At 72.1% G+C, this 23,570-nt stretch carries 22 protein-coding genes; 14 read left to right on the forward strand and 8 right to left on the reverse strand.

Features of this window, described 5'->3' with window-relative positions; genetic code table 11:
- Nucleotides 1–17: 17 nt before the first annotated feature.
- Nucleotides 18–854 carry a hypothetical protein gene (locus AP234_RS20875; RefSeq protein ID WP_055481372.1) on the reverse strand — a complete coding sequence of 279 codons (837 nt, stop codon included), beginning with the start codon at nucleotides 852–854 and terminating at the stop codon, nucleotides 18–20.
- The gene (locus AP234_RS20880) at nucleotides 851–1,405 is read right to left on the reverse strand and encodes an RNA polymerase sigma factor (protein WP_055481373.1); all 555 of its coding nucleotides are present in this window, start codon (nucleotides 1,403–1,405) and stop codon (nucleotides 851–853) included. The genes AP234_RS20875 and AP234_RS20880 overlap by 4 nt, the downstream gene beginning before the upstream one ends.
- Nucleotides 1,406–1,571: 166 nt before the next feature.
- Here AP234_RS20880 and AP234_RS20885 point away from each other — a divergent pair, with 166 nt between their 5' ends.
- Nucleotides 1,572–3,383: a S1 family peptidase gene (locus AP234_RS20885; protein WP_235558287.1), complete on the forward strand. Its 1,812-nt coding sequence runs from the start codon at nucleotides 1,572–1,574 to the stop codon at nucleotides 3,381–3,383.
- A 23-nt stretch (nucleotides 3,384–3,406) separates the two neighbouring features.
- Here AP234_RS20885 and AP234_RS20890 read toward each other — a convergent pair whose 3' ends face one another.
- Entirely contained in the window at nucleotides 3,407–3,865 is a 459-nt protein-coding gene (locus AP234_RS20890; RefSeq protein WP_055481375.1) for a WYL domain-containing protein, read from the reverse strand.
- Between the two features lie 155 nt (nucleotides 3,866–4,020).
- On the opposite strand from AP234_RS20890, the gene AP234_RS20895 reads away from it, so the two are divergent.
- From AP234_RS20895 to AP234_RS20935, 9 genes are all read left to right on the forward strand, one after another.
- Complete coding sequence (locus tag AP234_RS20895; RefSeq protein WP_055481376.1) at nucleotides 4,021–4,434, forward strand: hypothetical protein; 414 nt, start codon at nucleotides 4,021–4,023, stop codon at nucleotides 4,432–4,434.
- 4 nt (nucleotides 4,435–4,438) lie between these two features.
- Entirely contained in the window at nucleotides 4,439–5,602 is a 1,164-nt protein-coding gene (locus tag AP234_RS20900; protein WP_055481496.1) for a glutathionylspermidine synthase family protein, read from the forward strand.
- Nucleotides 5,603–5,610: 8 nt separating this feature from the next.
- Nucleotides 5,611–6,069, forward strand: a complete 459-nt coding sequence (locus AP234_RS20905) for a DUF350 domain-containing protein (RefSeq protein ID WP_235558288.1) — start codon at nucleotides 5,611–5,613, stop codon at nucleotides 6,067–6,069.
- A gap of 154 nt (nucleotides 6,070–6,223) precedes the next feature.
- A complete protein-coding gene (locus tag AP234_RS20910) occupies nucleotides 6,224–7,324 on the forward strand; it encodes a PucR family transcriptional regulator (RefSeq protein WP_055481498.1) in 1,101 nt (366 codons plus the stop codon).
- Between the two features lie 145 nt (nucleotides 7,325–7,469).
- On the forward strand, nucleotides 7,470–8,366 hold the full coding sequence (locus tag AP234_RS20915; RefSeq protein WP_055481499.1) for an ACP S-malonyltransferase: 897 nt from the start codon (nucleotides 7,470–7,472) through the stop codon (nucleotides 8,364–8,366).
- Nucleotides 8,363–9,319, forward strand: coding sequence for a beta-ketoacyl-ACP synthase III (locus tag AP234_RS20920; protein ID WP_055481377.1), 957 nt, complete (start codon nucleotides 8,363–8,365; stop codon nucleotides 9,317–9,319). The genes AP234_RS20915 and AP234_RS20920 overlap by 4 nt, the downstream gene beginning before the upstream one ends.
- A gap of 93 nt (nucleotides 9,320–9,412) precedes the next feature.
- Nucleotides 9,413–9,652: an acyl carrier protein gene (locus tag AP234_RS20925; RefSeq protein WP_055481378.1), complete on the forward strand. Its 240-nt coding sequence runs from the start codon at nucleotides 9,413–9,415 to the stop codon at nucleotides 9,650–9,652.
- 58 nt (nucleotides 9,653–9,710) lie between these two features.
- Entirely contained in the window at nucleotides 9,711–10,943 is a 1,233-nt protein-coding gene (gene fabF, locus AP234_RS20930) for a beta-ketoacyl-ACP synthase II (RefSeq protein ID WP_055481379.1), read from the forward strand.
- A gap of 13 nt (nucleotides 10,944–10,956) precedes the next feature.
- Nucleotides 10,957–12,378 (forward strand): carboxyl transferase domain-containing protein, encoded by a 1,422-nt coding sequence (locus AP234_RS20935; protein WP_055481380.1) that lies wholly within the window; start codon nucleotides 10,957–10,959, stop codon nucleotides 12,376–12,378.
- 139 nt (nucleotides 12,379–12,517) lie between these two features.
- Here AP234_RS20935 and AP234_RS20940 read toward each other — a convergent pair whose 3' ends face one another.
- Entirely contained in the window at nucleotides 12,518–13,015 is a 498-nt protein-coding gene (locus tag AP234_RS20940; protein WP_055481381.1) for a DUF3145 domain-containing protein, read from the reverse strand.
- A 196-nt stretch (nucleotides 13,016–13,211) separates the two neighbouring features.
- Between AP234_RS20940 and AP234_RS20945 the strand changes: the two genes are divergently transcribed.
- From AP234_RS20945 to AP234_RS20960, 4 genes are all read left to right on the forward strand, one after another.
- Complete coding sequence (locus AP234_RS20945; protein ID WP_055481382.1) at nucleotides 13,212–14,231, forward strand: S8 family peptidase; 1,020 nt, start codon at nucleotides 13,212–13,214, stop codon at nucleotides 14,229–14,231.
- 56 nt (nucleotides 14,232–14,287) lie between these two features.
- Nucleotides 14,288–14,830, forward strand: coding sequence for an RNA polymerase sigma factor (locus AP234_RS20950; protein WP_055481383.1), 543 nt, complete (start codon nucleotides 14,288–14,290; stop codon nucleotides 14,828–14,830).
- The gene (locus tag AP234_RS20955) at nucleotides 14,827–15,288 is read left to right on the forward strand and encodes a hypothetical protein (RefSeq protein ID WP_055481384.1); all 462 of its coding nucleotides are present in this window, start codon (nucleotides 14,827–14,829) and stop codon (nucleotides 15,286–15,288) included. Before AP234_RS20950 ends, AP234_RS20955 begins: the two co-directional genes overlap by 4 nt.
- 79 nt (nucleotides 15,289–15,367) lie before the next feature.
- Complete coding sequence (locus AP234_RS20960) at nucleotides 15,368–18,010, forward strand: CHAT domain-containing protein (protein WP_152990543.1); 2,643 nt, start codon at nucleotides 15,368–15,370, stop codon at nucleotides 18,008–18,010.
- Here the strand turns inward: AP234_RS20960 and AP234_RS20965 are convergent.
- The 4 genes from AP234_RS20965 to AP234_RS20980 form a co-directional block, all read right to left on the reverse strand.
- A complete protein-coding gene (locus AP234_RS20965) occupies nucleotides 18,007–18,837 on the reverse strand; it encodes a sulfurtransferase (RefSeq protein ID WP_055481500.1) in 831 nt (276 codons plus the stop codon). The two genes, AP234_RS20960 and AP234_RS20965, sit on opposite strands and share 4 nt — an antisense overlap.
- Before the next feature lie 38 nt (nucleotides 18,838–18,875).
- Nucleotides 18,876–20,045, reverse strand: coding sequence for a nucleotide pyrophosphatase/phosphodiesterase family protein (locus AP234_RS20970; protein ID WP_235558305.1), 1,170 nt, complete (start codon nucleotides 20,043–20,045; stop codon nucleotides 18,876–18,878).
- 21 nt (nucleotides 20,046–20,066) lie between these two features.
- Entirely contained in the window at nucleotides 20,067–20,657 is a 591-nt protein-coding gene (locus tag AP234_RS20975; RefSeq protein WP_055481386.1) for a DUF5998 family protein, read from the reverse strand.
- A gap of 94 nt (nucleotides 20,658–20,751) precedes the next feature.
- Complete coding sequence (locus AP234_RS20980; RefSeq protein WP_055481387.1) at nucleotides 20,752–23,391, reverse strand: GNAT family N-acetyltransferase; 2,640 nt, start codon at nucleotides 23,389–23,391, stop codon at nucleotides 20,752–20,754.
- Nucleotides 23,392–23,570 lie beyond the last annotated feature (179 nt).

Here is a 23,570-nt window from a genome sequence, read left to right on the forward strand (position 1 = left end):
TCCGGGGTCCGGCCCGTTCACCGCTTCTCGGGACCGACGAACAGGATCATCCGATCGCCCGTTCCGGCGACGGCGTCGTGGACGTACCACTCCGGCTTCACCTGGTCACGGCGGAGGCCGTGGGGGTAGGGCCGGTCAGACCCCCTGAACTCATAGCGGTACAGCACGTCGGTGATGTTCCGCTCCTTCAGAACGGCCCATGCCTCGGCCACCGTACGACCGGAGATGCCCGGCAGGTCGACGCCTTCGCCCGGTGCGTCGCCCTCACCGACGTCGTACTTCTCACCGAGGCGGGCGGCCCGGCCGAACACGATGCTGGCGTGCCCGCTGTAGTCCACCGGGACCTTCACGCCGACCCCGCAGACCTCACTGCCGCACCTGCCCGGGGCGAGGATCGTCTCCAGGTCGCCGCCCTCCGGGGTCTCCATGAAGATGACGGTGCCGGCTTTCCGCGGTGAGACGGGCGCCAGCCTGAGGTCGATGTCCAGGCCGTATGCCGCGAACTCCCTCCGGTAGCGCTCCGGGTCGGCGATCGGGTCCTTGACCGTGACGATGAGGTAGCCGCCCTCTCGCTGGAAGGACAGCGCGGCGGCCTCGGCCCGGTCCGGGCCGACGGGCAGCGGGCCGACCCGCTGGCCCGGACCGGCGACCGACGTCACGACGACCGCCGCAGCGGCCGCCGTCACGGCCAGGGGAATGCCGACGAGCAGCCGCCGCCTGCCATGTCGTGGGGCCGTTGGGGGGTCGTCCGGCGTGGTCATCATGATGCGCTCGGCCAGGTCGTCCCTGGTCTGGCGGCTCACCATGGCGGTGACCTCCTCTTCGGAGATCGGATTGAGCCGTTCGATGTTCACGCGACGCCTCCTTCTGACGCATTCGCCATTCGTTCTCCCGCCGTCTCGCCGTGTTCTTCCTCGCCGCGCAGTTCGCGGGCCAGGCGCCTGCGCGCTCGATGCATGCGGATCCGTACGGCATTGCGGGAGCAACCGAGCACAACGGCGATCTCCCCGAAGTCCAGGCCCTCCCAGCCGGCGAGCGACAGCACCTCCCTGTCCGGCTCGGGAAGACGCCGGAAGGCGGCGGCGAGGGCGGACGGTTCGCTCGCGGCCTCGCAGGGAGCGTTCGCGAGTTCGGCGCGCAGCCTGTCGCTCAGCGCGCTACGCCGCCGCGCGCCCCGGTGGTGGTTGGCGAGGGTGCGCCGGGCGACGCCGAACAGCCACGGCCGGGCCCGCTCACCGTCCGGGATGTCGTCGAGCCGCCGCCAGGCGACGAGAAACGTCTCGGCGAGGACGTCGCCCGCGTCGTGGCCGCTCTCGGTGCGGCGTAAGAGGTAGGCGAGAACCGCGTCATGATATTTCCGGTAGATCTCCTCGAAGAGCTGCCTTCTTCTGTCGGGAGGCCCCAACGATTCGCTCCTCTCCCGGTACGCCACGGCGGCGCGTCTCTGTCTCACACCCTCCACGTGTCCCGCTCGCCGTGAGGCATTTCAATGAGGAACGTTCCGAGACGCACTGGAACGTCCCAAGTCACCTCCAAGTGGCAGACAAGAGGCCAAGCGCACCATTGCCCGTGTGAACGGAACATCCACGAAACACCGCATACGCGGGATGCTGATCGCCGCCGCGGTCGCCCTGGCGGCGTCGACCGCGGCTCCGGCGTCCGCGGATGCGGGCGACGACGTCTCGGTCGGGACACGCCTGGCCGCGCGCACCCATCCGGCGGTGCAGCTCACCACCCTGACCTACTCGGGCCAGGTCGTCGTCCCGACCGGCACGATCAAGGAGGGGCCGTTCAACCAGCTGGTGCAGCAGGCCACCGCCGCCGTGATCGACGGCAAGATCTCCTCGGACGAGCGCAGCATCGCCAAGTACCTGTTCCAGCGGATGGCCGCCGACGTCAATCGCTATCTCAAGCCGACGGGCCCGCAGCGTACGGTCAAGGCCGAGGTCGGCGGGCTGTGCACCGGCTGGTGGGTGACCCCGGACGGCTACATGGTCACCGGCGCGCACTGCGTCGAGCTGTCCGACCAGCAGCTCACGAACGCGTTCGCCCAGCAGGCCCTGGCCGAGCTCAACGAGCAGGACGCCAAGGAGATCATCACGGGCCTGCGCGGCATCGAGGCGGACGCCGAGCTGATCCAGCTCGCCCAGCAGGTCTACGTGAACTTCAACACCGGCCACCTGAAGATCCAGGGCCTGAGCAGGGACCTCTCTGTGGTGCAGAGCCTGCCGGGCGGCGGTGTGGACAAGACGGCCAAGCCGGTTCCGGCCGAGCTCGTGTCGGTGGGCGAGAGCTATCCGGGCAAGGACTTCGCCCTGCTCAAGGTCAACGGCCAGCAGAACCTCCCGACGGTCCCACTCGGTGAAGACTCCGACGTGACGACCGGCAGCACGCTCTACATCAGCGGGTTCCCCGGCCTGGTGACGAACACGCCGTTCTTCAGCCTGGAGTCGAAGCTCGAACCCGCGCTGACCGAGGGTCCGTACAACGCGAAGCGGACCACGCACGAGGGCGTGCCGTACATCCAGACGCAGGCGCCGTCCTATCAAGGCAACTCGGGCGGACCGGTGTTCAGCAGGGACGGCAAGGTGATCGGCATGCTGATCGCCGGAACCGTCAGCGAGACCGGCGAGGCCTCGGAGAGCGAGAGCTTCGTGCTGCCGGTCTCGATCATCAAGGAGAAGCTGAACGAGAAGAACATCAAGCCGACGCAGTCGCTGACCAGCATCAGGTACGACGAGGCGCTGAACGACTTCTTCCTGCGGCACTACAAGAACGCGCTGCCCAAGTTCCGCGAGGTCCAGGCGCTGCACCCGAACCATCCGTACGTCGCGAAGTACATCACCGACTCCCAGCAGGCCATCTCGTCGGGCAAGGACGAGACCCCCCAGCCGCTGTGGGTGTGGATCGCGATCGGCGCCGGGGGCCTCGTGGTGGTCACGGGAGTCGTGGTGGCGGTGCTCCTGCTGCGCCGCCGCAGGAGCGCGCGGGGGGCCGCGCCCGTCCAGGCGCCCGCGTACGCATCGGCGCAGGAATGGCAGCAGGCGAACGTTCCCGCCCAGAGCTGGCACCACCCTCAGCATCCCCAGCAGGCCCAGCAGGCCGGGCAGCCGCCGGTCGTGGAGACGGGATTCCAGCCGGGCGGTCAGCAGTACGGATACCCGCAGCCGGGGAGTCCGCAGGCGATGCCGCCGACCATGCCCCACCCCGTCCAGCCACAGCCCGGCCATTCACAACCTGGCTATTCACAACCTGGCCACCCGCAGGCCGGCCATCCCCAGACCGGTCAGCCCCAGACCGGTCAGCCCCAGTCGGTGGCGGCCCTCGAACAGGAGATCGCCGAACTGCGCCGCCGGCTGGATCAGCGCCCGCCGGGCGCATGACGCCCACCGGCCGGATCGGCCGCTCAGCCCTCCGTCAACCCGGCGAGCGTCTCCAGGGGGCCCTGATCGGGCTCCGGGTGGCGCTCGTCGGTGACGGCCGCCGACACGATCCGGTCGAGCCGGAAGACCCGTACGTCGTCGCGCAGCCTGCACCATGCGACCAGATACCAGCGGCCGCCCCGGCCGCCCAGGCAGATGCTCGGCTCGACCTCCCTGGAGGTCACCGCGCCGTCGGCGCCGCGGTACTCGATCCGCAGCACCCGCCGTCCGAGCAGCGCACGGTCGATCTCCCGCCGCACGATCTCGGGCCCGGCCAGCGCGTATCCGGGCTGACCGAGCCGGATGGGCACGCCCGCCTCCCGGAGCCTCGCCACATCCCGCACCACGGTGCTCTTGCTGACCCTGAGCCGTGACGCCAACTGCCGGGCGGACAGGCATCCGGCGTTTCTGAGCTCCTCCACCAGTGCGTCACGGCGCTTCATGATTTGAAACTACGTCGACCTTCCCGGTAAAACCACTCTTAAATCCCCTAACTCACCCGACACACCCCCATCACCTCAAAGGGAACCCTTCGCCGGTCGTCCTCGTTTTTCCAACCGACCGTGTCCTTTCTCGACAATCCGATATCAGGAGCCTGATGGCCGTCCCCCCGGCACACCCGTCACCACCGCCTCAACCGAAGTCGTCCGGGGGCGGCCCCAAGTCGTCCACCGTGGTCAAGCTGGGCGCCGTGGGGGTGCTCTCGATCCTCGTCGTCGGTTTCTGCACGGCGCAGCGGACCCAGAAGGTCAACGCCGACTGCGTCGACACGTCCAGGCCCCTGCCCGACGGGTCCTACGCCGTCGTCGACGACGACCACTGCGACGATTCCTCCTACCGCTACCACGGCTCCCACGGCGCCTATCGCTGGTACTACGGCGGCAGCCGCAACGGAGGCCGGGTCCGGGGCGGGACCACGGCAAAGCCGGCCGACGCGCAGATCACCACCAGATCCGGCCGGGTGATCCAGCGCGGTGGCTTCGGCTTCCATGTCGGCGGACGCGGAGGCTGACCGGATGCGCAGGCAGACATCGCCGCCCCGCGAGGACTGGCCGGTCATCGTCGAGTCACAGGGCCTCGCCTTCCACCGGTCCGCCCATCCGGACGGCCTGGCCAGGCCGTACTGGGACGAGAGCGTCCACTACGTGTTCACGATGGACGAGGTGCTGGAGCTGGAGGCCCAGGTCGAGGAACTGCACCGGATGTGCCTCGCCGCCGCCGACCACATCGTCGCCGAAGACCGCTTCGCCGACCTCGCCATCCCACCCGCCTGCCGCGCGGCCGTCGCCGAGTCGTGGCGGCGGCGCGACCCGTACCTGTACGGCCGCTTCGATCTGCACTACGACGGGACCGGGCCGGTCAAGCTGCTGGAGTACAACGCCGACACCCCGACGAGCCTGGTCGAGAGCTCGATCGTGCAGTGGTTCTGGTTGCGGGACGTACACCCCGACGACGACCAGTGGAACTCCGTGCACGAGCGGCTGATCGACCGCTGGAAGTCCTTCGCGCTGCCGACCGGCCCGGTCCACTTCGGGTGGACCAACGCCGACGAGACCGGCGAGGAGGCGATGACGATCGGCTACCTCCAGGAGACCGCCGAGCAGGCCGGCCTGGCCACGGTCGCCATCGCCGTCGAGGACATCGGCTGGGACGTGCTCAACCACCGTTTCGTGGACATGGAGCACCGCATCGTCAGATCGCTGTGCAAGCTGTATCCCTGGGAGTGGATCGTCGCCGAGCCGTTCGGGTCGCACGCCCTCGCCCTGCAGCCCTCGATGGCCTGGATCGAGCCCCTGTGGAAGATGCTGCTGTCCAACAAGGCGCTGCTGGCGATCCTGTGGGAGTTGTACCCGGGGCATCCGAACCTGCTTCCCGCCTACCTCGACGGCCCGCGCGAGCTGGCCGACGGACCGGGCTACATCAGCAAGCCGCTGCTCGGCCGTGAGGGTGCGTCCATGAGCATCGTCGCGCCCGGTGTCGAGGTGAGCACCGACGGCGGGTACGGCGCTGAGGGCTACGTCCACCAGGAGTTCGCGCCGCTCCCCGACTTCGACGGCTGGCATCCGGTGCTCGGCGCCTGGATGGTCGGCGACGAGTCCGCCGGGCTCGGCATCCGCGAGACCTCCGGCCTGATCACCGACGACACCTCCTCGTTCGTCCCCCACAGAATCCAGATGTAAGGCTCTCCGTGAACAGAATCGACACCCCTGACACCCTCACCCTCGCCGAGGTGCTCGGCAACGGCGCCCTGGCGATCATGGCCTACGCGATTTTGGGGGTGCTGCTGCTCGCCGCCGGGTTCTACGTGGTGGACCTCGCCACGCCCGGGCGGCTGAGCAAAGTGATCCGCAACGACCGCAACCCGAACGCGACCCTGATCGCCGCTTCGGGCATGGCCGGCGTCGGCCTCATCGTCGCCGCGTCCATCTGGTCCTCGGGCGGGGCGCTGCGTGAGGGACTGCTCGTCACCCTGGCGTTCGGCCTGGTCGGCATCGCCGCGCAGACGCTCGGCATGTTCGCCTTCGACAAGATCGCCGGATTCTCCGTGGCCGAGCTCGTCCGCGAGAGCACGCTGCAACCGGCCGCGATCCTGCTGTCGGTGACGCGTTTCGTGATCGGCCTCATCACCGCCGTGGCGGTCATCTGACCCCGGTACGGCTCGGCCGCGCTGACGGAAAAGCGCGATGCGGAAAGCGCGGCCGAGGGGATGACCTGGCACGCTAGAGGGCGTGAGTGAGCGGGGCACAGACCGGATCGGCGACAAGATCAGGGAAGACACGGCGCGGCGGCTCGACCGCGCGATGGGCAGCCTGGGCACGGCGGCGATGGCCCGCATGGAGGATCAGCTCGCCTGGTACCGCGCGCTGTCGGCCGAGGACAGATCGTGGGTCGGCCTGGTGGCCCAGGCGGGCATCGCGGCGTTCGTGGAGTGGTTCGGCCACGCCGGCGAGGGGCGGCCGACGCCGAGCATCGAGTTCTTCGGCACCGCCCCGCGCGAGCTCAAGCGCAGCGTGTCGCTCCAGCAGACCGTCGACCTGGTCCGCATCGTCGTCGAGGTGGTGGAGGCCCAGGTGGAGGAGCTGGCCGCGCCCGGCGGCGCGGAACTGCTCCGCAACGCGATGCTCCGCTACACCCGTGACGTGGCGTTCGCCGCCGCTCAGGTGTACGCCAGGGAGGCCGAGGCGCGCGGCTCCTGGGATGCCAGGCTGGAGGCGCTCATCGTCGACGCGCTCGTCCGCGGTCAGGTGGACGACGGCCTGCACTCGTGGGCCGCGGCGCTCGGCTGGACGTCCGTGCCCGTCGTGGTCTTCGCCGGCCACACCTCCGGCGAGGACCCGCAGAGCATCATCGACGGGCTGCGCGACAAGGGCCGCCGGGTCGGGCACGAACTCCTCGCGGGCGTGCAGGGCGACCGGCTCATCGTGATCGTGGGCGGGGCCGACAGCATCAAGGACGCCGCCCGCCTCGTCGTGCCCCGTTTCGGCCCGGGACCGATCGTGATCGGCCCCGAGGTCCCCGATCTGCACGCGGCGGCCAGCTCGGCGCGGGCCGCCATCGCGGGCCTGCGCGCCGCCGCCGCCTGGCCGGACGCGCCGCGGCCGGTGCTCGCCGAGGACCTGCTGGCCGAGCGGGCCCTCGACGGGGACGAGGACGCCAGAGCCCAGCTCGTGGAGAACGTCTACAAGCCACTCGCCGGAACCCCGCTGCTCGACACGCTCGCCACCTACCTCGAGCAGGGGACCTCGCTCGAGGCCACGGCGCGGCTGCTGTTCGTCCACCCCAACACGGTCAGGTATCGGCTGCGGAAGATCACCGAGCTCACCGGCTACCAGCCCACCGAGGGGCGCTCGGCGTTCACCCTCCAGGTGGGGCTCATTCTCGGCCGCCTGTCCGTGGGTTGAGACGGTCGGCGCGGATGTGCGGGCGGTTCCGGGCGGCCGTAACCTGGGTGACACCGAAACTGTAGGGACCACACAAACTACCCGCGGCAAAGTTCGTTCGGATCACCATCGGTGTGGCGAACTCCTACAGGGCAGGGTGGACTACGTGCTCGTCATCGTCGCTCCGGGCCAAGGCGCCCAGACTCCAGGTTTCCTGACTCCGTGGCTCGAACTCCCCGGATTCCGCGACCGGCTGTCCGCCTGGTCCGAAATCGTGGAGCTCGACCTCGTCTCGTACGGGACGACCGCCGACGCCGACGAGATCCGTGACACCGCGGTCGCGCAGCCCCTGCTCGTGGCGGCCGCACTGGCGTCCTACGAGGCACTCGGGGTGCGGCCCGACCTCGTCGCCGGCCACAGCGTGGGAGAGCTGGCGGCGGCGGCGATCGCCGGAGTGCTGACCCCGGAGGAGGCCCTGGGCCTGGTGAGGGAGCGCGGCCGGGCGATGGCCAAGGCCGCCTCGGTCGCCGAGACCGGGATGCTCGCGGTGCTGGGCGGGGCCGAGGACGAGGTCCTCGCCGCGATAGCCGCGCACGGGCTCACCGCCGCCAACATCAACGGCGCCGGCCAGATCGTGGCGGGCGGCACGCTGGCGCAGGTCGAGGCATTCAAGGCCGCCCCGCCGGCGGGTGCGCGGGTGCGCCCGCTGTCGGTCGCCGGTGCCTTCCACACCGTGCACATGGCCCCGGCCGTCGACCACCTGCGTGACGCGGCCGCCGGCCTCACCCCTCGCGACCCGCAGATCACCGTGCTGTCCAACGCGGACGGCGCGGCGGTCGCCACGGGAGCCGAGTTCGTCGACCGGCTCGTCGGCCAGGTGGCCAGCCCGGTCCGTTGGGACGCCTGCATGACGGCGATGGCCGAGCGCGGCGTCACCACGGTGATCGAGTTGCTGCCCGGCGGCACGCTGACCGGCCTGGCCCGGCGGGGCCTGCCCGGCGTGAAGACCGTGGCCCTGAAGAACCCTGACAATCTGGACACGGCGCGAGAGGTGCTCAAGTGAGGATCAGTCAAGGCGCTCCGGGCGCGAAGGTGCTCGCGTTCGGTGGCTACCAGCCCGCCGAGATCGTGACCAACGACGCTCTGTCCAAGCGGATCGACACGTCCGACGACTGGATCCGCACCCGCGTCGGGATCCAGGAGCGCCGCATCGCGGGACCGAACGAGTCGGAGATCGACCTCGCCGTGCAGGCCGGCGGCAAGGCCCTGGCCGCGAGCGGCCTGTCCAGTGCCGACATCGACCTGGTCATCGTCGCCACGTGCACGCTGGAGGCGCAGATCCCCAACGCCGCCGGCCGGGTCGCCCACCGGCTCGGCATCCAGGCCCCCGGCGCTTTCGACGTGAACGCGGCGTGCGCCGGGTTCTGCTACGCGCTCGCCGCGGCCAGTGACGCGATCCGGGCCGGCTCCGCGACCAACGTCCTGGTCGTCGGCTCGGAGAAGCTCAGCCAGTGGGTCGACTGGGACGACCGGGCCACCGCCGTCATCTTCGCCGACGGCGCGGGCGCCGCGGTCGTCGGTCCGTCCGACACGCCCGGCATCGGGCCCGTCGCCTGGGGCAGCGCCGGCGACAAGGCCGACGTGGTCGCCATCCAGGACCGGCGGTCCTTCCTGTACCAGGAGGGCCAGTCCGTGTTCCGCTGGGCCACCACCGCGCTGCACCCGGTGGCCGCGCTGGCGTGCGAGCGGGCCGGAGTCGACCCGGCCGAGTTGGCCGCCTTCGTCCCCCACCAGGCGAACCTGCGGATCGTCGAGTCGATCGCCCGCAAGCTCGGCGCGGACAACGCGGTCGTCGCCCGGGACATCGTCCTCGCCGGCAACACCTCCGCCGCGTCGATCCCGCTCGCGCTGTCCCGCATGATCGAGCGCGGCGAGGTGCCTTCGGGCGGCCTCGCACTGCTGCTCGGCTTCGGCGCCGGTCTCACCTATGCCTCGCAGGTGATCGAGATCCCTTAGGTTGTGTTCCAACACCTGTACGGACCGCCGTACAGATCCGGAAAAATGCTCCGGAACATCGGAAAATCAGAAAAATCAAGGAGAAGTCGCGCCATGGCAATGACCGAGCAGGAAATCCTCGCCGGCCTCGGCAAGATCGTCAACGAGATCACCGGCGTCCCTGCGGCGGAGGTCACCCCGGAGAAGAGCTTCGTCGACGACCTCGACATCGACTCGCTCTCCATGGTCGAGATCGCCGTCGCGGCGCAGGACGAGTTCGGCGTCGAGATCCCCGACGACCAGCTCAAGCACCTCAAGACCGTGAAGGACGTCATCAACTTCATCCAGGCCTGAACGCCGGGTTCCCGGACCACGGCGGGTCACTGAAGAACAACCAGAGGAGTGCGGACAAGTGAGTAAGGACCGGGTACGTGTCGTCGTCACCGGGCTCGGCGCGACGACGCCTCTCGGTGGAGATGTCGCATCCACCTGGTCGGCGCTCCTCGACGGGCGGTCGGGCATCCGGACGCTCACCGAGGACTGGGTCGACACCGTACCGGTGAAGTTCGCCGGCGTGGCGGCCGTCGACCCCGGCGAGGTGCTTCCCCGGCCCGAGGCCAGGAGGCTCGACCGCGCCGAGCAGTTCGCGCTGATCGCCGCCAGGCAGGCCTGGCAGGACGCGGGGGCCCCGGAGATCGACGGGGAGCGGCTCGGCGTCGTGGTCGGCAGCGGCATCGGCGGCATCGGGACGATCCTGTCCGCCTACGACCTCTACCGTGAGAAGGGCTGGAACCGGCTCTCGCCGTTCACCGTGCCCATGCTCATGCCGAACGGCTCCGCCGGCTGGATCAGCATCGAGCTGGGCGCCAAGGCCGGGGCGCACGCAGCGGTGAGCGCCTGCGCCACCGGCGCCGAGTGCATCGGATACGGCATCGACATGATCCGCTCGGGCCGGGCGGACATGGTGGTGGCGGGCGGCACGGAGGCGGCCATCCACGGCCTGAACCTGGCGTCGTTCGCCGCGGCGCGCGCCATGTCGACACGCAACGACGAACCGGAACGGGCCTCGCGCCCGTTCGACAAGGGCCGGGACGGATTCGTGCTCGGTGAGGGCGCCGGCATCGTGGTGCTGGAGTCGGAGGAGCACGCCCGGGTGCGCGGCGCCCGGATCTACGCCGCGGCCGCGGGAGTCGGTTACACCAGCGACGCCTACCACATCACCGGCCTCGACCCCGACGGCCAGGGCGGCAAGAACGCCATGCTGGCGGCGCTCAAGCACGCGGACATCGCCCCGGCGGACGTCGTCCACGTCAACGCCCACGCCACCTCGACGCCGCTCGGCGACGAGATCGAGGCCCGTGCGATCAAGGAGGCCATCGGCGGCCACGCGATCGTCACCGCGACCAAGTCGATGACCGGCCACCTCCTCGGCGGCGCGGGCGGCGTCGAATCGATCTTCACCATTCTCGCGCTGCACGAACGGATCGTGCCGGCCATCGCCAATCTCGACGATCCCGCGGACGGCATCGAGGTCGACCTCGTGCGCGGCGAGCCGCGAAAGCTCGACGGCGACCAGCTCGCCGCGATCAACAATTCGTTCGGGTTCGGCGGACACAACGTCGCCGTGGCCTTCACCACCGTGTGACTAGGAGTCCCACATGACCGTGCTTGACAACCGGGTGGTGAACGATGCCTCCGACGCGGAGGCCGTCGATCCCAGAGACCCCCTCGTACGCCTGGGACATCTCCTCGACGAAGGCTCCATCCGGCTGATCTCCCCCGAGGACAAGAGCGGCGTGCTCGCCGTGTCCGGACGGGTCGAGGGCGTCCCCGTCGTGGCGTTCTGCAGCGACGCCAGGTTCCAGGGCGGCGCGATGGGCTCAGAGGGCTGTGAGCACATCGTCCACGCCTACGACGTCGCCGTACGCGAGCGGGTCCCCATCATCGGCGTCTGGCACTCGGGCGGTGCGCGCCTGGCCGAGGGCGTGGAGTCCCTGCACGCGGTCGGGCGGGTGTTCACCGCCATGACCAAGGCCTCCGGCGTCGTCCCGCAGATCTCCGTCGTGGTCGGTCCGGTGGCCGGCGGCGGCGCGTACGGCCCGGCCCTGACCGACATCGTGATCCTCGCCGACAACGGCCGCATCTTCGTGACCGGGCCCGACGTCGTGCGCAGCGTGACGGGCGAGGAGACCGACATGGCCTCGCTCGGCGGCCCCGAGCCGCACAGCAAGCGCAGCGGGGTCGTCCACGTCACCACCAAGAGCGAGGGCGAGGCCCTGCTCAGGGCCCGTCAGCTCGCCGTCCTCCTCGGTCACCAGGGCCGGGTGCGCGGCGACGTCGACGAGGTGGACTTCAACAGCCTGCTCCCGGAGAACCGGCGCCGTGCCTACGACGTGCACCCGCTCGTGAAGGGGCTGCTGGACGAGCCCGGTGTGGAGCTCCACCCCAAGTGGGCGCCGAACATCGTCACCACGCTGGGCCGCCTCGGCGGCCGCACGGTGGGGGTCATCGCCAACAACCCGCTGCGCCTCGGCGGCTGCCTCGACTCCACCTCAGCGGAGAAGGCCGCCCGGTTCGTCCGGATGTGCGATGCCTTCGGGGTGCCGCTCGTGGTCGTGGTCGACGTCCCCGGCTACCTCCCCGGGGTCGGCCAGGAGCACGACGGCATCGTACGGCGCGGCGCGAAGCTGCTGCACGCGTTCGCCGAGGCCTCGGTGCCGAGGGTGACGCTGATCACCCGCAAGGCGTACGGCGGCGCCTACATCGCGATGAACTCCCGCGCGCTGGGCGCGACCCGCGTGTTCGCCTGGCCCGACATCGAGGTGGCCGTGATGGGCGCGGTCGCGGCCGTCCGCATCCTCAAGCGGCGCGAGCTGGCCGCCGCGCCGGAGGAGGAGCGCTCTGCGCTGGAGGCCCGGCTGGCCGAGGAGCACGAGAAGGCCGCCGGCGGGCTCGAGCGGGCCGTCGACCTCGGGGTCGTGGACGAGGTGATCGACCCGGCGAAGACCCGCGGCGCCATCGCCAGGGTCCTCGCGCAGGCCACACCGGCCCGCGGCGCCCACGGCAACATCCCGCTCTGAGAAGTCCCAGGTCAAAACGACGGGAGAAGCGCCGGTCCTCCGGGATCGGCGCTTCTTCGCGTTCGCGGCGTGCCCCGAGGTGTTCGCGACCCGCCGGACCGAGGGGACCGACGGGGCCGGCGCCCCGGGAGGGGGCGGCTCAGACGGCGGCGTGCAGCCAGCGGACCGGTGCGCCCTCCCCCGCGTACCGGAACGACTCCAGCTCCTCGTCCCACTGCTTGCCGAGGAGGCGGTCGAGCTCCTCCTCCAGGACGACCCGGCCCTGCGCGGCCATCAGCATCACGTTGCGCAGCCGGTCCTCGGGGATCAGGATGTCCCCGTTCGCGCCGACGACGGCGGTGAAGGCGCCCAGGGTGGGCGTGTAGGCATGTCTGGACCCGTCGACGCCGGGTGAGGCGTCTTCGGTGATCTCGAAGCGGATGCGCTGCCAGCCCATGAGAGAAGACGTGACCGCCGCCGCCGTACCGGGACGGCCCTCCCACTCGGCCTGGGCCCGCAGGGTCCCGGGCGCGGCGGGCTGAGGGGTCCACGTCAGGTCGACGGGCACGCCAAGAACACCTGCGACGGCCCACTCGATGTGCGGGCACAGCGCAGGCTGAGCCGAGTGGACGTACAGGACGCCACGAGCAGCAGCCACCGGACCTCCCAAATCGCATGAGGTGCGCCTTCCCCAACGGCCTCATACAAGGGATGATCACGATTGGATGACTAGTAGGAGAGACTACCGTCCGTCGTAACGCGACACCAGAGCAGGGTCATACCGATTGACGCATGGAAACGTAATGGAACGGGAAGGATACGGTCCGTAAACAGGAGATCGGAAGGGTGTCGTGATGCGCGCGCGCTTGGTGGAGCCCCTCCCGGACAGGCCCGCTCTCATCCGGCCCGGCGAGTTGCTCACCACCGCGCCGGCCAGGGTCGCCCGATGGACCCTCGACGCCTCACCCGTCCACTCCCCGGCCCATCACGCGCGCGTGGTCCATCACGTCCGGCTCTCGCCGGACGCCGACGTGCTCGACCTCGTCGCGACGTTGCGCGACCGCGGGCTTCCGGCCTCGCCCAACCACGTCCTCGCCGGGCAGCCGCTGTTCTTCGGCGGCCCGCGGGGCGCGCCGTCGCCCGCTCCGGCGGTGCCGTACGAGCCGGGCCCGCCCTCCGGCGTGACGGTCGCCGTGCTGGACACCGGGATCGTCCCCCATCCGTGGCTGGCGCGCTGGTATCGGGACGACGCCGCCGACACCCCGGACGCCGACGGGGACGGCGGTCTCGACGACCAGGCGGGACACGGCACGTTCGTCTGCGGGCTGATCCTGCGGCGCGCCCCCGGGGCGGGGCTGTGCCCGGTGCGGTTCCTGGACAGCGACGGCGTCGCGGACGAGGCCGCGCTGCTGCGCGCGCTCACCCGGCTCGGCGCCGAGCGCGTCGACGTTCTCAACCTGTCCTTCGGGGGTTACACCTTCGACGACCGGCCGCCGCTGGGGCTGGCCGAGGCGCTGGCCGGCTTTCCCGCCGTGGTGGCCTGCGCCGGCAACACCGGGCGGTCCCGCCCCTTCTGGCCGGCCGCCCTGCCCGGCGTCGTCGCCGTGGGCGCGCTCGACGGGGACGCCAGGGCGTCCTTCTCGGCGTACGGCCCGTGGGTCGACGCCTGCGCCCAGGGCGTCGGCCTGACGAGCAGCTTCGTGGAGTTCGGGGAGTTCCGCGGTTACGCCACATGGAGCGGCAGTTCCTTCGCCTGTGCGACGGTCACGGGGGCCGTCGCCCGGCTGAGCCGCGAACTGCCGCCCGCGCAGGCCGTACGGCTCCTGCTCTCCGGCGGCCGGCGAATCCCCGATCTCGGAGTATGCGTCCGGTGAGATCGCTAGAGTGTCGAACACTCACAGTGACACTCCGACACTCTTTGTGACCAGGCATGCCCCCAGACATCTCACCCCGCCCACCGTCCGGGCCGCCGCTCGACCGGGTGGCCTGGGACGACCTCGTCGCACGGTTCGACGGACGGATGTGGGCGGTCGCCCGGGCGTTCGGGCTGAGCCCGGCGGACGCGGCGGACGCCGTCCAGGGCGCCTGGCTGCGGCTGGTCGAAGGTCTCGGCGCCATCCGGGATCCCGATCGGATCGGAGCCTGGCTCATCACCACCACCCGGCACGAGGCGGCCCGGCTGAGCCGGTCCCGGGCAGGATCGGGACCCGCCGACGAGGTCGCCGACGTCCCCGACCCCAGCGCGCCGGACCCGGCGGCGGCCGTGGTCGACGCCGACTACGGCCGTCAGGTGTGGCGACGGCTCGATCTGCTCGGCGAGCCGTGCCGATCGCTGCTGCGCCTCTGCGCGCTGCACCCGGAAGCCCGCTATGCCCAGATCGCCCTGCGTCTGGAGCTGCCCGTGGGCAGCATCGGCCCCACCCGGGCCCGTTGCCTGTCCCGGCTCAGAGCCCTGCTGGAGGAACCCTCGTGACGGCACCGGCCGACGAATATCTCCTGGCCGCGCTGCGGATCGCGGCCGGGACCGATCCTGTGCCCGACCGTGTCTCGGCCGACGCGCGGTCCGTGTTCGCGCTTCACCTGCCCGGCGGTATCGCCGCCGTCCCACTCGCGACGGCGGCCGGAGAAGGAGCCCGATCCGCGCAGCCCCACGAGAGGCCGCACGCCCACCGGTACGCCGCCGCGGGTCTCACGATCGACATCGAGCCGGTCGTCGCGGCCGGCCGGGTGGACGTGGCCGGGCAGATCTCCCCCGCCCCCGGCGCCGGATCACTGGTCGAGGTGCGGACGCCGCACGTCAGCGACAGCCGCGTGCCCTCCGAGGGCGGCCGTTTCGTGGTCACCGGGCTGCCCGCCGGATGGATCAGCGTGGTCTGCCACCGGCCCGGACACCCGCCCGTGTTCACCCGCTGGACGCACGTACGCCCCTGACCTCCGCAACCCCTGACCCGCTCACGCCCCTGCTCCCCTCATCCCGCTGCCCGCTCACGCCGCTGAAACAGGGATGCCCATGATCTCGGTATCGCCCGCCGTCCTCGTCGCCCGGGCCGAGGAGGCCGTACGGCTGTCCGGGACCGACCCCCGCCTGGCACTCGTCCGGGCCCGGGCCGTACTGACCGAGGCCAGGGCCGTACCGGCCGAAGCCGGGACCATGCTCGCCAAGGCCGGGGCCGGTATGGAGACCGTGGGCAGGGGACCCGTCGGCCCGGACGCCTGGGCGTACGGCGAGGCCATGTCCGTCGCGCTGCGCGCCGCCGCGCTGGCCGCACGGGAGCTCGGCGACCTGCGGCTGGCCGACGAGAGACTGCGGGAGGCGATCGAGGCCGGACGCCGGTTTCCGGTGCGGGTGGCGCAGGCACGGATGTCCCTGGTCGCGGTCCGGGCACTGCTCGGAGATCCCGAAGGCGGCCTGCGCCTCGCCGATCTGGCCGAGCGGCATCTCACCGGGACCGACCCGGCCCGGCTGGACGTGCAACGCTCGGTCGCGCTGACGCTGCTCGGCCGATATCGGGAGGCGGTGCGCCACTGCGACCGGGCGGTCAGCCGCCTCGGCGACGACCCCTGGTTCCAGTCGGGCGGGCTGCTCAACCGAGGAGTCGCCCTCACCTATCTGGAGGAGTACGGCGCGGCCGAGACGAACCTGTCGGAGTGCGCGAGGATCGCCCGGGCGGCGGGCCTCGATCACGTCGCCATGCTCGCGGAGGGCAATCTGCCGTTCGTCGCGGCCCGGCGCGGCGACATCGCGGCCGCCTTCGCACGCTATGAGGTGGCGGAGGCGGGCATGACCGGCTATCCGGAGCGGCTGGCCGCGATGCGCGCCGACTTCGCCGAGGCGCTGGTGGCCGCCCACCTGCCGGGAGAGGCCAGGGCGCTGCTCGAGCAGGCCCTCCCCGATCTGGTGGCCTGCGGAGCCCGCGCGGCGATCCCGGACGCGCGGCTGCTGCTCGCCCAGGCCCAGTTGCTGGCCGGAGAAGCGGAACAGGCCGCGGCGACGGCGCGGACCGCCCTGGCGGAGCTGCAGGCGCAGGGCAGGGCGGCCGTGGCCCCGCTGGCCACCGAGGTGGTGCTGCGCGCCCGCCTCGCCAAGCCGCCGACGGACGCGGAGGTGGCGTCTCTGCTGCCCCGCGTCCTGGCCTGCGCGGCCGACCTGGACGGACACGGCCGACCGGGCGCCGCTGCCGCGCTCCGGCTCACGGCGGCCCGCGCCGCCCTGCCGGCCGGGTATCGGGCCGTCGCCCGGGCGCAGCTCGATCTCCTCACCGAGACCGTCACCCCGCCGATGGTCAGGTGGCATGCCCTGGCGATGCTCCGCCGACTGGACGGGGACCTGCCCGGCGCCCTCGAATCGGCTCGCGTGGGTGTGGAGGCCCTCGCCGCCGCGGGGAGTGCCGGGCGCGACGCGGAGCTCAGGGCGTACGCCGTCCGCCCCGCCGAGGATCTCGCCGCGTTCGGGCTGGATCTCGCGCTGGAGACCGGGGACGCGTGGACGGTCCTGGACTGGGCCGAACGCTGGCGGGCGCTGGTGCGGGGCAGGCCGGTTCCCGCTCCGTTACGCCCCGGAGCGTTGTCCGGCCCACGGCAAGCGCCGCAGAACGGTCCGGGAACGCTGATCGAGCTGGTGCGCAACGGGGACGAACTGTGGGGCGTCCTCCTCGCCCCGGCGCCGGCCGGGGCACGGGCCGGGGGCACTCGGTGCGTGCTGCGGCCGCTCGGCTCCTACCGGTCGGCGGTGGAGGCGACGGTGCGCGTGCGGTACGGCCTGCGCCGGCGGAACCTGCGCGACCTCGGCCACTGCGGCGAGAGGGCCGACCACCGCGAGGGCACGGTCTCGGAGATCATGGACGGTGAGCTCGCCGCGCTCGGCGAACGGCTGCTCGGCCCGTTCACTTTCGACGGCCGGGTCGCCCTCGACGGCTCGTTCGCCGTCGACGGCCCTGGCGCTTCGTGCGGCCCGGTCGTGATCGTGCCCACGGGCGCGCTGTGCACGCTCCCCTGGCCGCTGCTGCCCGCGCTGGTCGGACGACCGGTGTCCGTCGCCCCCGACGCCACCTCCTGGAGGCCGTCGGGAGGGAGTCCGGCAGAAGAGGGTCCGATAGGGGGCGGGAGGGCGGGCAGGCCGCTGGTGCTCGCGGTCGCCGGGCCGGGGCTGCGGCACGCCCGCGACGAGGCGGACATGGTCGTCATGACCCATGCCGGCGCCGAGCGGGTCGGCGCCACGCGGCGGGAGGTGCTCACCGCGCTCGAACGCGCCGACGTGCTGCATGTCGCTGCGCACGGGATGTCCTCCCCGCGCAGCCCGATGCTCTCGCGCCTCACGCTCGACGACGGGCCGCTCATGGCGTACGACCTGCTGCGGGCCGATCGGGTGCCGCGGCTCGTCGTGCTGTCCGCGTGCGACGCCGGCATGGCCCACGCCCCCGTGGACGGCGCCGCGCTGGGTCTGGCCGGGACCTTCCTCGACCGGGGCGCCGCCTGCGTGATCGCCGGCGTGGTGCCGGTCCGGGACGACGAGGCCCTGACGCTCATGACGGTCTTCCACGCCGTGCTGGCCGAGGGCCGTTCCCCCGCCGAGGCCCTCGGCGTCGCGGCGGCCAAGACCGCCGTCGGCGGCTTCGTCTGCTTCGGCGACCCGTACGGCCGCCGCCCTACCTAGCCGGTGGCGACGGGCCGGGCGGGGTCGGCCACCCAGTTGGACCACGAGCCGACATAGAGCGCGGCCGGCAACCCGGCGATCTCCAGCGCCAGCACCTCGTGGGCGGCGGTCACGCCGGAGCCGCAGTAGGCGCCGACCGGGACGCCCTCGACGACGCCCAGCACGTTGAACCGCTCCCGCAGGAACTCCCTGTCGTGGAACCGACCGCCGGGCTCGACGTTCTGGGCCGTGGGGGCGCTGACGGCCCCCGGAATGTGACCGGCGACCGGATCGACGGGCTCGACCTCGCCGCGGTATCGCTCCGCGGCCCGGGCATCGAGCAGCACCCCGCATGTGGCCAGCTCGGCCGCCCGGTCGGCGTCGAGCACGGGCATGCCGCCCGGCCTCGCGGTGAAATCACCCGGCTCCCCGGCTTCCGCGTCCCCCGCCACGGGGAGACCCACCTGGGTCCAGGCGCGCATCCCGCCGTCGAGCACCCGCACGTCGCCGTGTCCGAAGTAGCGCAGCGTCCACCACGCCCTGGCCGCGGCGGTCGAGTCCGCGTCGTCGTAGACGACCACCGGTCGGGCGTCCGACACACCGAGGCGGCGCATCGCGGACTGGAACGCGGCGGCGGGCGGCAGCGGATGCCGTCCCTCAGGACCGGGCGGGGCGGCGAGGTCGGCGTCGAGATCGCAGAAGACGGCGCCCGGAATGTGCCCCTCCCGGTAGGACTCGATCCCCGGTGGGCCGCCGAGCCGCCATCGCACGTCGAGGATCGTGACGTCGCCTTCGAGCGCGGCCAGTTCCTCCGGCCGGATCAGCGGGCTCGCGGGACTCGGGCTCATCGGCGCCTCCGTGCGGTCGTCATGCCGTTTCGTGCCCGTCATCGGCGGATCTCCAGCAGGGGCACGTTCTGTTCCGCCGGAGTGAGCGAGCCGTGGCAGCCGATCAGGGCGGCCTCCAGCGGCTCCGCCTCGGAGGCGACGATCACGCAGTCGCCGTACGGCACGGCCAGCACGTCGCCGATCCGCCCGAGCCATTCGCCCCGGACGGATCGGCCGAACCAGCCCTGGTCGACCGCCTCCTCCCGCGTGACCACCCACGCCCGGCCACGCAGTGCCTCACGCCAGGTCTCCAGCACGGCTTCGGCGGCACCCGGCGCGGTGTAGAGGTGCCGGGCCCGGCTGTCGCCACCGAGCATGAGCACGCCTTCGCGAAGGTCGGGCCGGTGGTCGAAGTCGACCTTCTCCCCGGCGTTGATCATGCCGTGGTCCGCTGTCACGTACAGCGCCGACCCCGGCGGCAGCGCCTCGGCGATGGCCTCGGCCATCCGGTCGACGACCGCCAGCCGGTCCAGCCACTCGGGGCTGCCCCATCCCTTCACATGCCCCATGTGGTCGACGTCGCCGTAGTAGACCGTGACGTACGAGCTTTCCCGCAGCGCGTGCCGTACCGCCTCGATCCGCTCGTCCGCCGTCTCCGCCGACCAGTAGCGCATTCCCCGGTAGACCGCACGGGTGAGGCCGCTGCCGTCGAACAGGGCGGGCGCCACGTAGACGGGATCGACGCCGAGTGCCGCCATCCGTTCGTAGACGGTCTCGGCCGGCTGCCACACCTCGGGGTCGATGGTCAGGCCGGGCGCGGTCCAGCGCAGGCAGTTGAACAGCCGGCCCTCCCCCGGCACGGCCATCTGGATGCCCACCATGCCGTGCTCTCCCGGGGGCGCCCCGGTGCCGAGCGTGGCCAGGCTCGTCGGAGTCGAGGACGGGAAGCCAGCGGTGAGCGTCCGCCGCAGATGCGCGGACAGGAAGGGCGCCACGTCCGGGTGCGCGGCCAGGAGCTCGGCCCCCAGGCCGTCGACGAGGAAGAGGCACACCCGGCGGGCCGGGCCGAGGCCCAGCGTGTTGCCGGTCGGCACGCCGAGCGAGGCGAGCAGGGATCCGGGGAGATCCGCCAGCGACGCCTCGCCGTACGCCGGCACGAACGGAACGGCGCCGGATGGGGCCTCCGGCGCGCTTTCGGGCACGGTCGGCCCGGCGGGGTCGGGATCGATCACATCGCCTCCGGGCTGGACTCAGGACGCGGCCCGGGCGGTCGCCTCGGACAGCGCCTTGGCGAAGGCGAGCACGTGACCGACCGCCTCCGGGCCGTCGGCCGCCTCGCTCACCCGGAGCGACAGATCGTCGGCGGTGATCGCGCCGGTGTAGCCGTGATCGGCCTCGCAGTTCTCGTCGCCGCAGGTCGCGGGCTCGAGGTCGACATGGGAGATCGCGCCCCAGCCGATCGTGAGCGTCACCTCGACCGGAGGAACCCCCGGCACGTACGCCGCCGGATCGGGGACCACTCGCGTCACCGCGACCGACTGGATGCGGCTGAGCCGTACGGCCTCGGTCGTGGTGGAGGCGTGCGAGGCCGGCATGCCCTCGGCGGGCGGGTGCTCGTCGGTGTGACAGACGATGAGCCGGGTGGGCGACAGCACCAGCACCGTCACGTGCCTGCGCACCTCCATCGCCGGGTCGAACGTGGCCTCGTGATGCACGACGAACGCCATGACCTGCTCACTGCCGAGCGCGGTGTCGACGGCGTCGGCGACCAGGTCCGGGTAGTAGCCGCTGCGGTCGATGGCCTCGCGCAAGCCCGCGGCCGAGACTCGGGTTTCCCTCATGGGTCCATCCTGCCCTGTAAGGGACACCTGTTTCACACCCGGACCGGATGGTTTTCCCTGACGACGGCCCGACCGGCCGCGGCCCTGCCCATGATCAACGCAGCCGCCGGGGCCCGACGTCGGGACGGGGCCCGGTGACGGGCCGCAGGACCGCACGCGCGCCCAGCACCACCACACCGGACGTGCCGGCCAGCACCGGATCCAGCGTCATCCCGGCCACCTCCGGCAGCGCGTCCGCCAGCAGCCCGACCCGGACGAGAAGATCCTCGAGCGCCTCGACCGCCACCGGCTGATAGCCGTACCGGCCGAACAGCAGCGGCGCGGCGCGCAGCGACCGCACCAGGGTCGACGCGTCCTCGGCGGTGAGCGGGGCGAGGCGGTAGGCCTGGTCGCCGAGAAGGCGGGCGGCAACCTCGCCGAGCCCGAACGACACGACGCCGCCGAAGTGCCGGTCCTGCACCACGCCGACGACGGTGGGCACCGCCGGCTGCGGGGCCATGCGCTGGACGGCGAGCCGCGCGCCCGGCCCGAGGAGGGCGGCCAGGTCCGCGTACGCCTGCCGGATCGCGACCGGTTCCGTGAGCCCCATGCGTACGGTGCCCGCCCGGCTCGCGTCCACCGGATCGGCCGACTTGATCACGACCGGCGACCCCAGACGGCTCGCGGCGGCCACCGCCTCGTCGGCCGAGAGCACGATCTGCGCCGGCCACACCTCGATCCCGTAGCACGCCAGCAGCCCGGTGGCGTCGATCTCCACCTCACGCTCATGGTGGTCGTCAGGCGCCTCGGACCCGGCCAGGGCGTCGGCCACGATCCGGCGGGCCCCGGCGAGGTCCACTCCCGGGGGCGAGGGGATCAGGCCGGCGGGCTCCCGGCTCCGGCAGGCGTACCGGACGACGTGGGCGAGTGCCCGGACCGCCTCCTCCGGCGCGGGATAGGACGGGATGGATCCGCGCGCGGGCGAGCCCTCTCCGTCGACGCGCAGCTCCGGCGGCATGCCCATCTCGCCCTGGAAGGTGGCCAGCACCGGCTTGCCGCAGTCGCGCGCCACCCGCACCAGTTCGGCCGCCACCTGAGTGGCGTCCCCGGGGATCGGCGGCATGTAGACGACGACTGCCGCGTCCACATCGGGGAGCGTGTCGGCCAACGCGGCGGCGAACTCGGCCGCCCCCGCCCGCGCGCCCAGGTTCACCGGGCCGCGCGGCTCCAGGCCGGCGCCGAGGCAGGCGTCCGCCGCCAGCAGCGCGAGGGCGTCGGAGTTGCTCACGACGCCGACCCGGGGGCCGGACGGCAGCGGCTGATGGGCGAGGAGCTGGGCGACGTCGAAGAGCTGGGTGAGGTCGTCCACGCGGATCACCCCCGCCTGCTCGAACAGCGAGCGCTGGGCGGTCTCGGGCAGGCCGAGCACCGGGGCGGCGTGGCCGTCGGGCGCTCCGCGGCTCTTGACGACGACGATCGGTTTGCGCCGCGAGATCCGGCGGGCCAGCCGGGTGAACTTGCGCGGGTTACCGATGGACTCCAGGTAGAGGAGGATCACGTCGGTCGCCTGATCCTCCTCCCAGTACTGCAGCAGGTCGTTCCCGGACACGTCGGCCCGGTTGCCGGCCGAGACGAACGTCGAGATGCCCATGCCCCGCTGGGCCACCCGCTGCAGCAGCGCGGTGCCGAGCGCACCCGACTGGCTGAAGAAGCCGACCCTTCCCCGCCCGGGCAGGGTCGCCGCGAGGGTGGCGTTGAGCCGTACGGCCGGGTCGGTGTTGGCGATGCCCAGGCAGTTGGGACCCACCACGCGCATGCCGTACGCCCGCGCGATGCGGACCAGCTCCTCCTGTCTGGCGCGGCCCTCGGGGCCGGTCTCGCCGAACCCGGAGGAGACCACGACCAGGCCCTTGACGCCCTTCTCCGCGCACTCCTCCACGAGTTCGAGCACACCCTCGGCGGGAACGGCCAGCACCGCCAGATCCACCTCCCCGTCGATCGCGGAGACGCTCCGGTACGCCCGGACTCCCGCGACGGCCCGCACCTGCCGGTGCACGGGGTAGACCGGTCCGGTGAAGTCGGCGGAGAGCAGGTTGCGCAGCACGGTCTGCCCGATCCCGCCCGGCTCGCGGCTCGCTCCGATGACCGCGACCGAGTCGGGTGTCAGCAGGCGGGCGATCGAGCGCGCCTCGGCCCGGTGCTCGCGCGCGAGCCGCACCTCCAGCGCGGTCTCGGTGCTGGACAGGTCGAGGGTCATCCGGACGACGCCGTCCTCGAACTGGCTCTGCGCGGTGTATCCGGCCTGGCGGAACAGGCGGAGCATGCGATGGTTGCCGGGCAGCACGTCGGCGATGAACGTCCGGATCCCGTGCTCGCGGGCCGCCGCCCGCAGGTGCTCCATCAGCACCGCGGCCACGCCCCTGCCCTGATGGGCGTCCTCCACGAGAAACGCGACCTCGGCGTGGTCCTTCGGCTCCACCCGGTCGTACCGTACGACCGCCACCATCTCCGCGCCGATCGTCGCGATCAGCGCCAGCCGGTTGTCGTAGTCGACGTTGGTGAACCAGGTGACGTCCCGGTCGGTGAGGTGGGGTCGGGGGCCGAAGTAACGGAAGTAGATCGACTCCGCGGAGAGACGTGAGTAGAACGCACGCAGCAGGCCGGCGTCGTCCGGCCTGATCGGGCGCAGGTGTGCCGTGCCGCCATCGGCCAGCACGACGTCCGCCTCCCAGTGAGCGGGGTACTGAGGTCGCACGATCCCGAGGTTAGCGCCGCCCGACCCGGTATGGGTTGAGATGTTCCTTACCGCCGGAGAACCATGTGACGTGAGGGGCCTCTCGTGGTCGTTCACGCCTCGCCCCTTCACGGCTGTGGTCCGTAGCCGCCCGAGGCGGCTACGGTACGGGATTTACCGCCCTTACGGGGGCGAATTGG

It is taken from the genome of Sphaerimonospora mesophila, assembly GCF_001417795.1.
Lineage (GTDB): Bacteria > Actinomycetota > Actinomycetes > Streptosporangiales > Streptosporangiaceae > Sphaerimonospora > Sphaerimonospora mesophila.

Excerpts from the sequence above, each read along its gene's own strand:
- AP234_RS20975 (WP_055481386.1), bottom strand. The coding sequence starts at position 20,657 with ATGAGGGAAACCCGAGTCTCGGCCGCGGGCTTGCGCGAGGCCATCGAC.
- AP234_RS20965 (WP_055481500.1), bottom strand. The coding sequence starts at position 18,837 with ATGAGCCCGAGTCCCGCGAGCCCGCTGATCCGGCCGGAGGAACTGGCC.
- AP234_RS20935 (WP_055481380.1), top strand. The coding sequence starts at position 10,957 with ATGACCGTGCTTGACAACCGGGTGGTGAACGATGCCTCCGACGCGGAG.
- AP234_RS20900 (WP_055481496.1), top strand. The coding sequence starts at position 4,439 with ATGCGCAGGCAGACATCGCCGCCCCGCGAGGACTGGCCGGTCATCGTC.
- AP234_RS20890 (WP_055481375.1), bottom strand. The coding sequence starts at position 3,865 with ATGAAGCGCCGTGACGCACTGGTGGAGGAGCTCAGAAACGCCGGATGC.
- AP234_RS20895 (WP_055481376.1), top strand. The coding sequence starts at position 4,021 with ATGGCCGTCCCCCCGGCACACCCGTCACCACCGCCTCAACCGAAGTCG.
- AP234_RS20925 (WP_055481378.1), top strand. The coding sequence starts at position 9,413 with ATGGCAATGACCGAGCAGGAAATCCTCGCCGGCCTCGGCAAGATCGTC.
- AP234_RS20910 (WP_055481498.1), top strand. The coding sequence starts at position 6,224 with ATGGGCAGCCTGGGCACGGCGGCGATGGCCCGCATGGAGGATCAGCTC.
- AP234_RS20945 (WP_055481382.1), top strand. The coding sequence starts at position 13,212 with ATGCGCGCGCGCTTGGTGGAGCCCCTCCCGGACAGGCCCGCTCTCATC.
- AP234_RS20960 (WP_152990543.1), top strand. The coding sequence starts at position 15,368 with ATGATCTCGGTATCGCCCGCCGTCCTCGTCGCCCGGGCCGAGGAGGCC.
- AP234_RS20950 (WP_055481383.1), top strand. The coding sequence starts at position 14,288 with ATGCCCCCAGACATCTCACCCCGCCCACCGTCCGGGCCGCCGCTCGAC.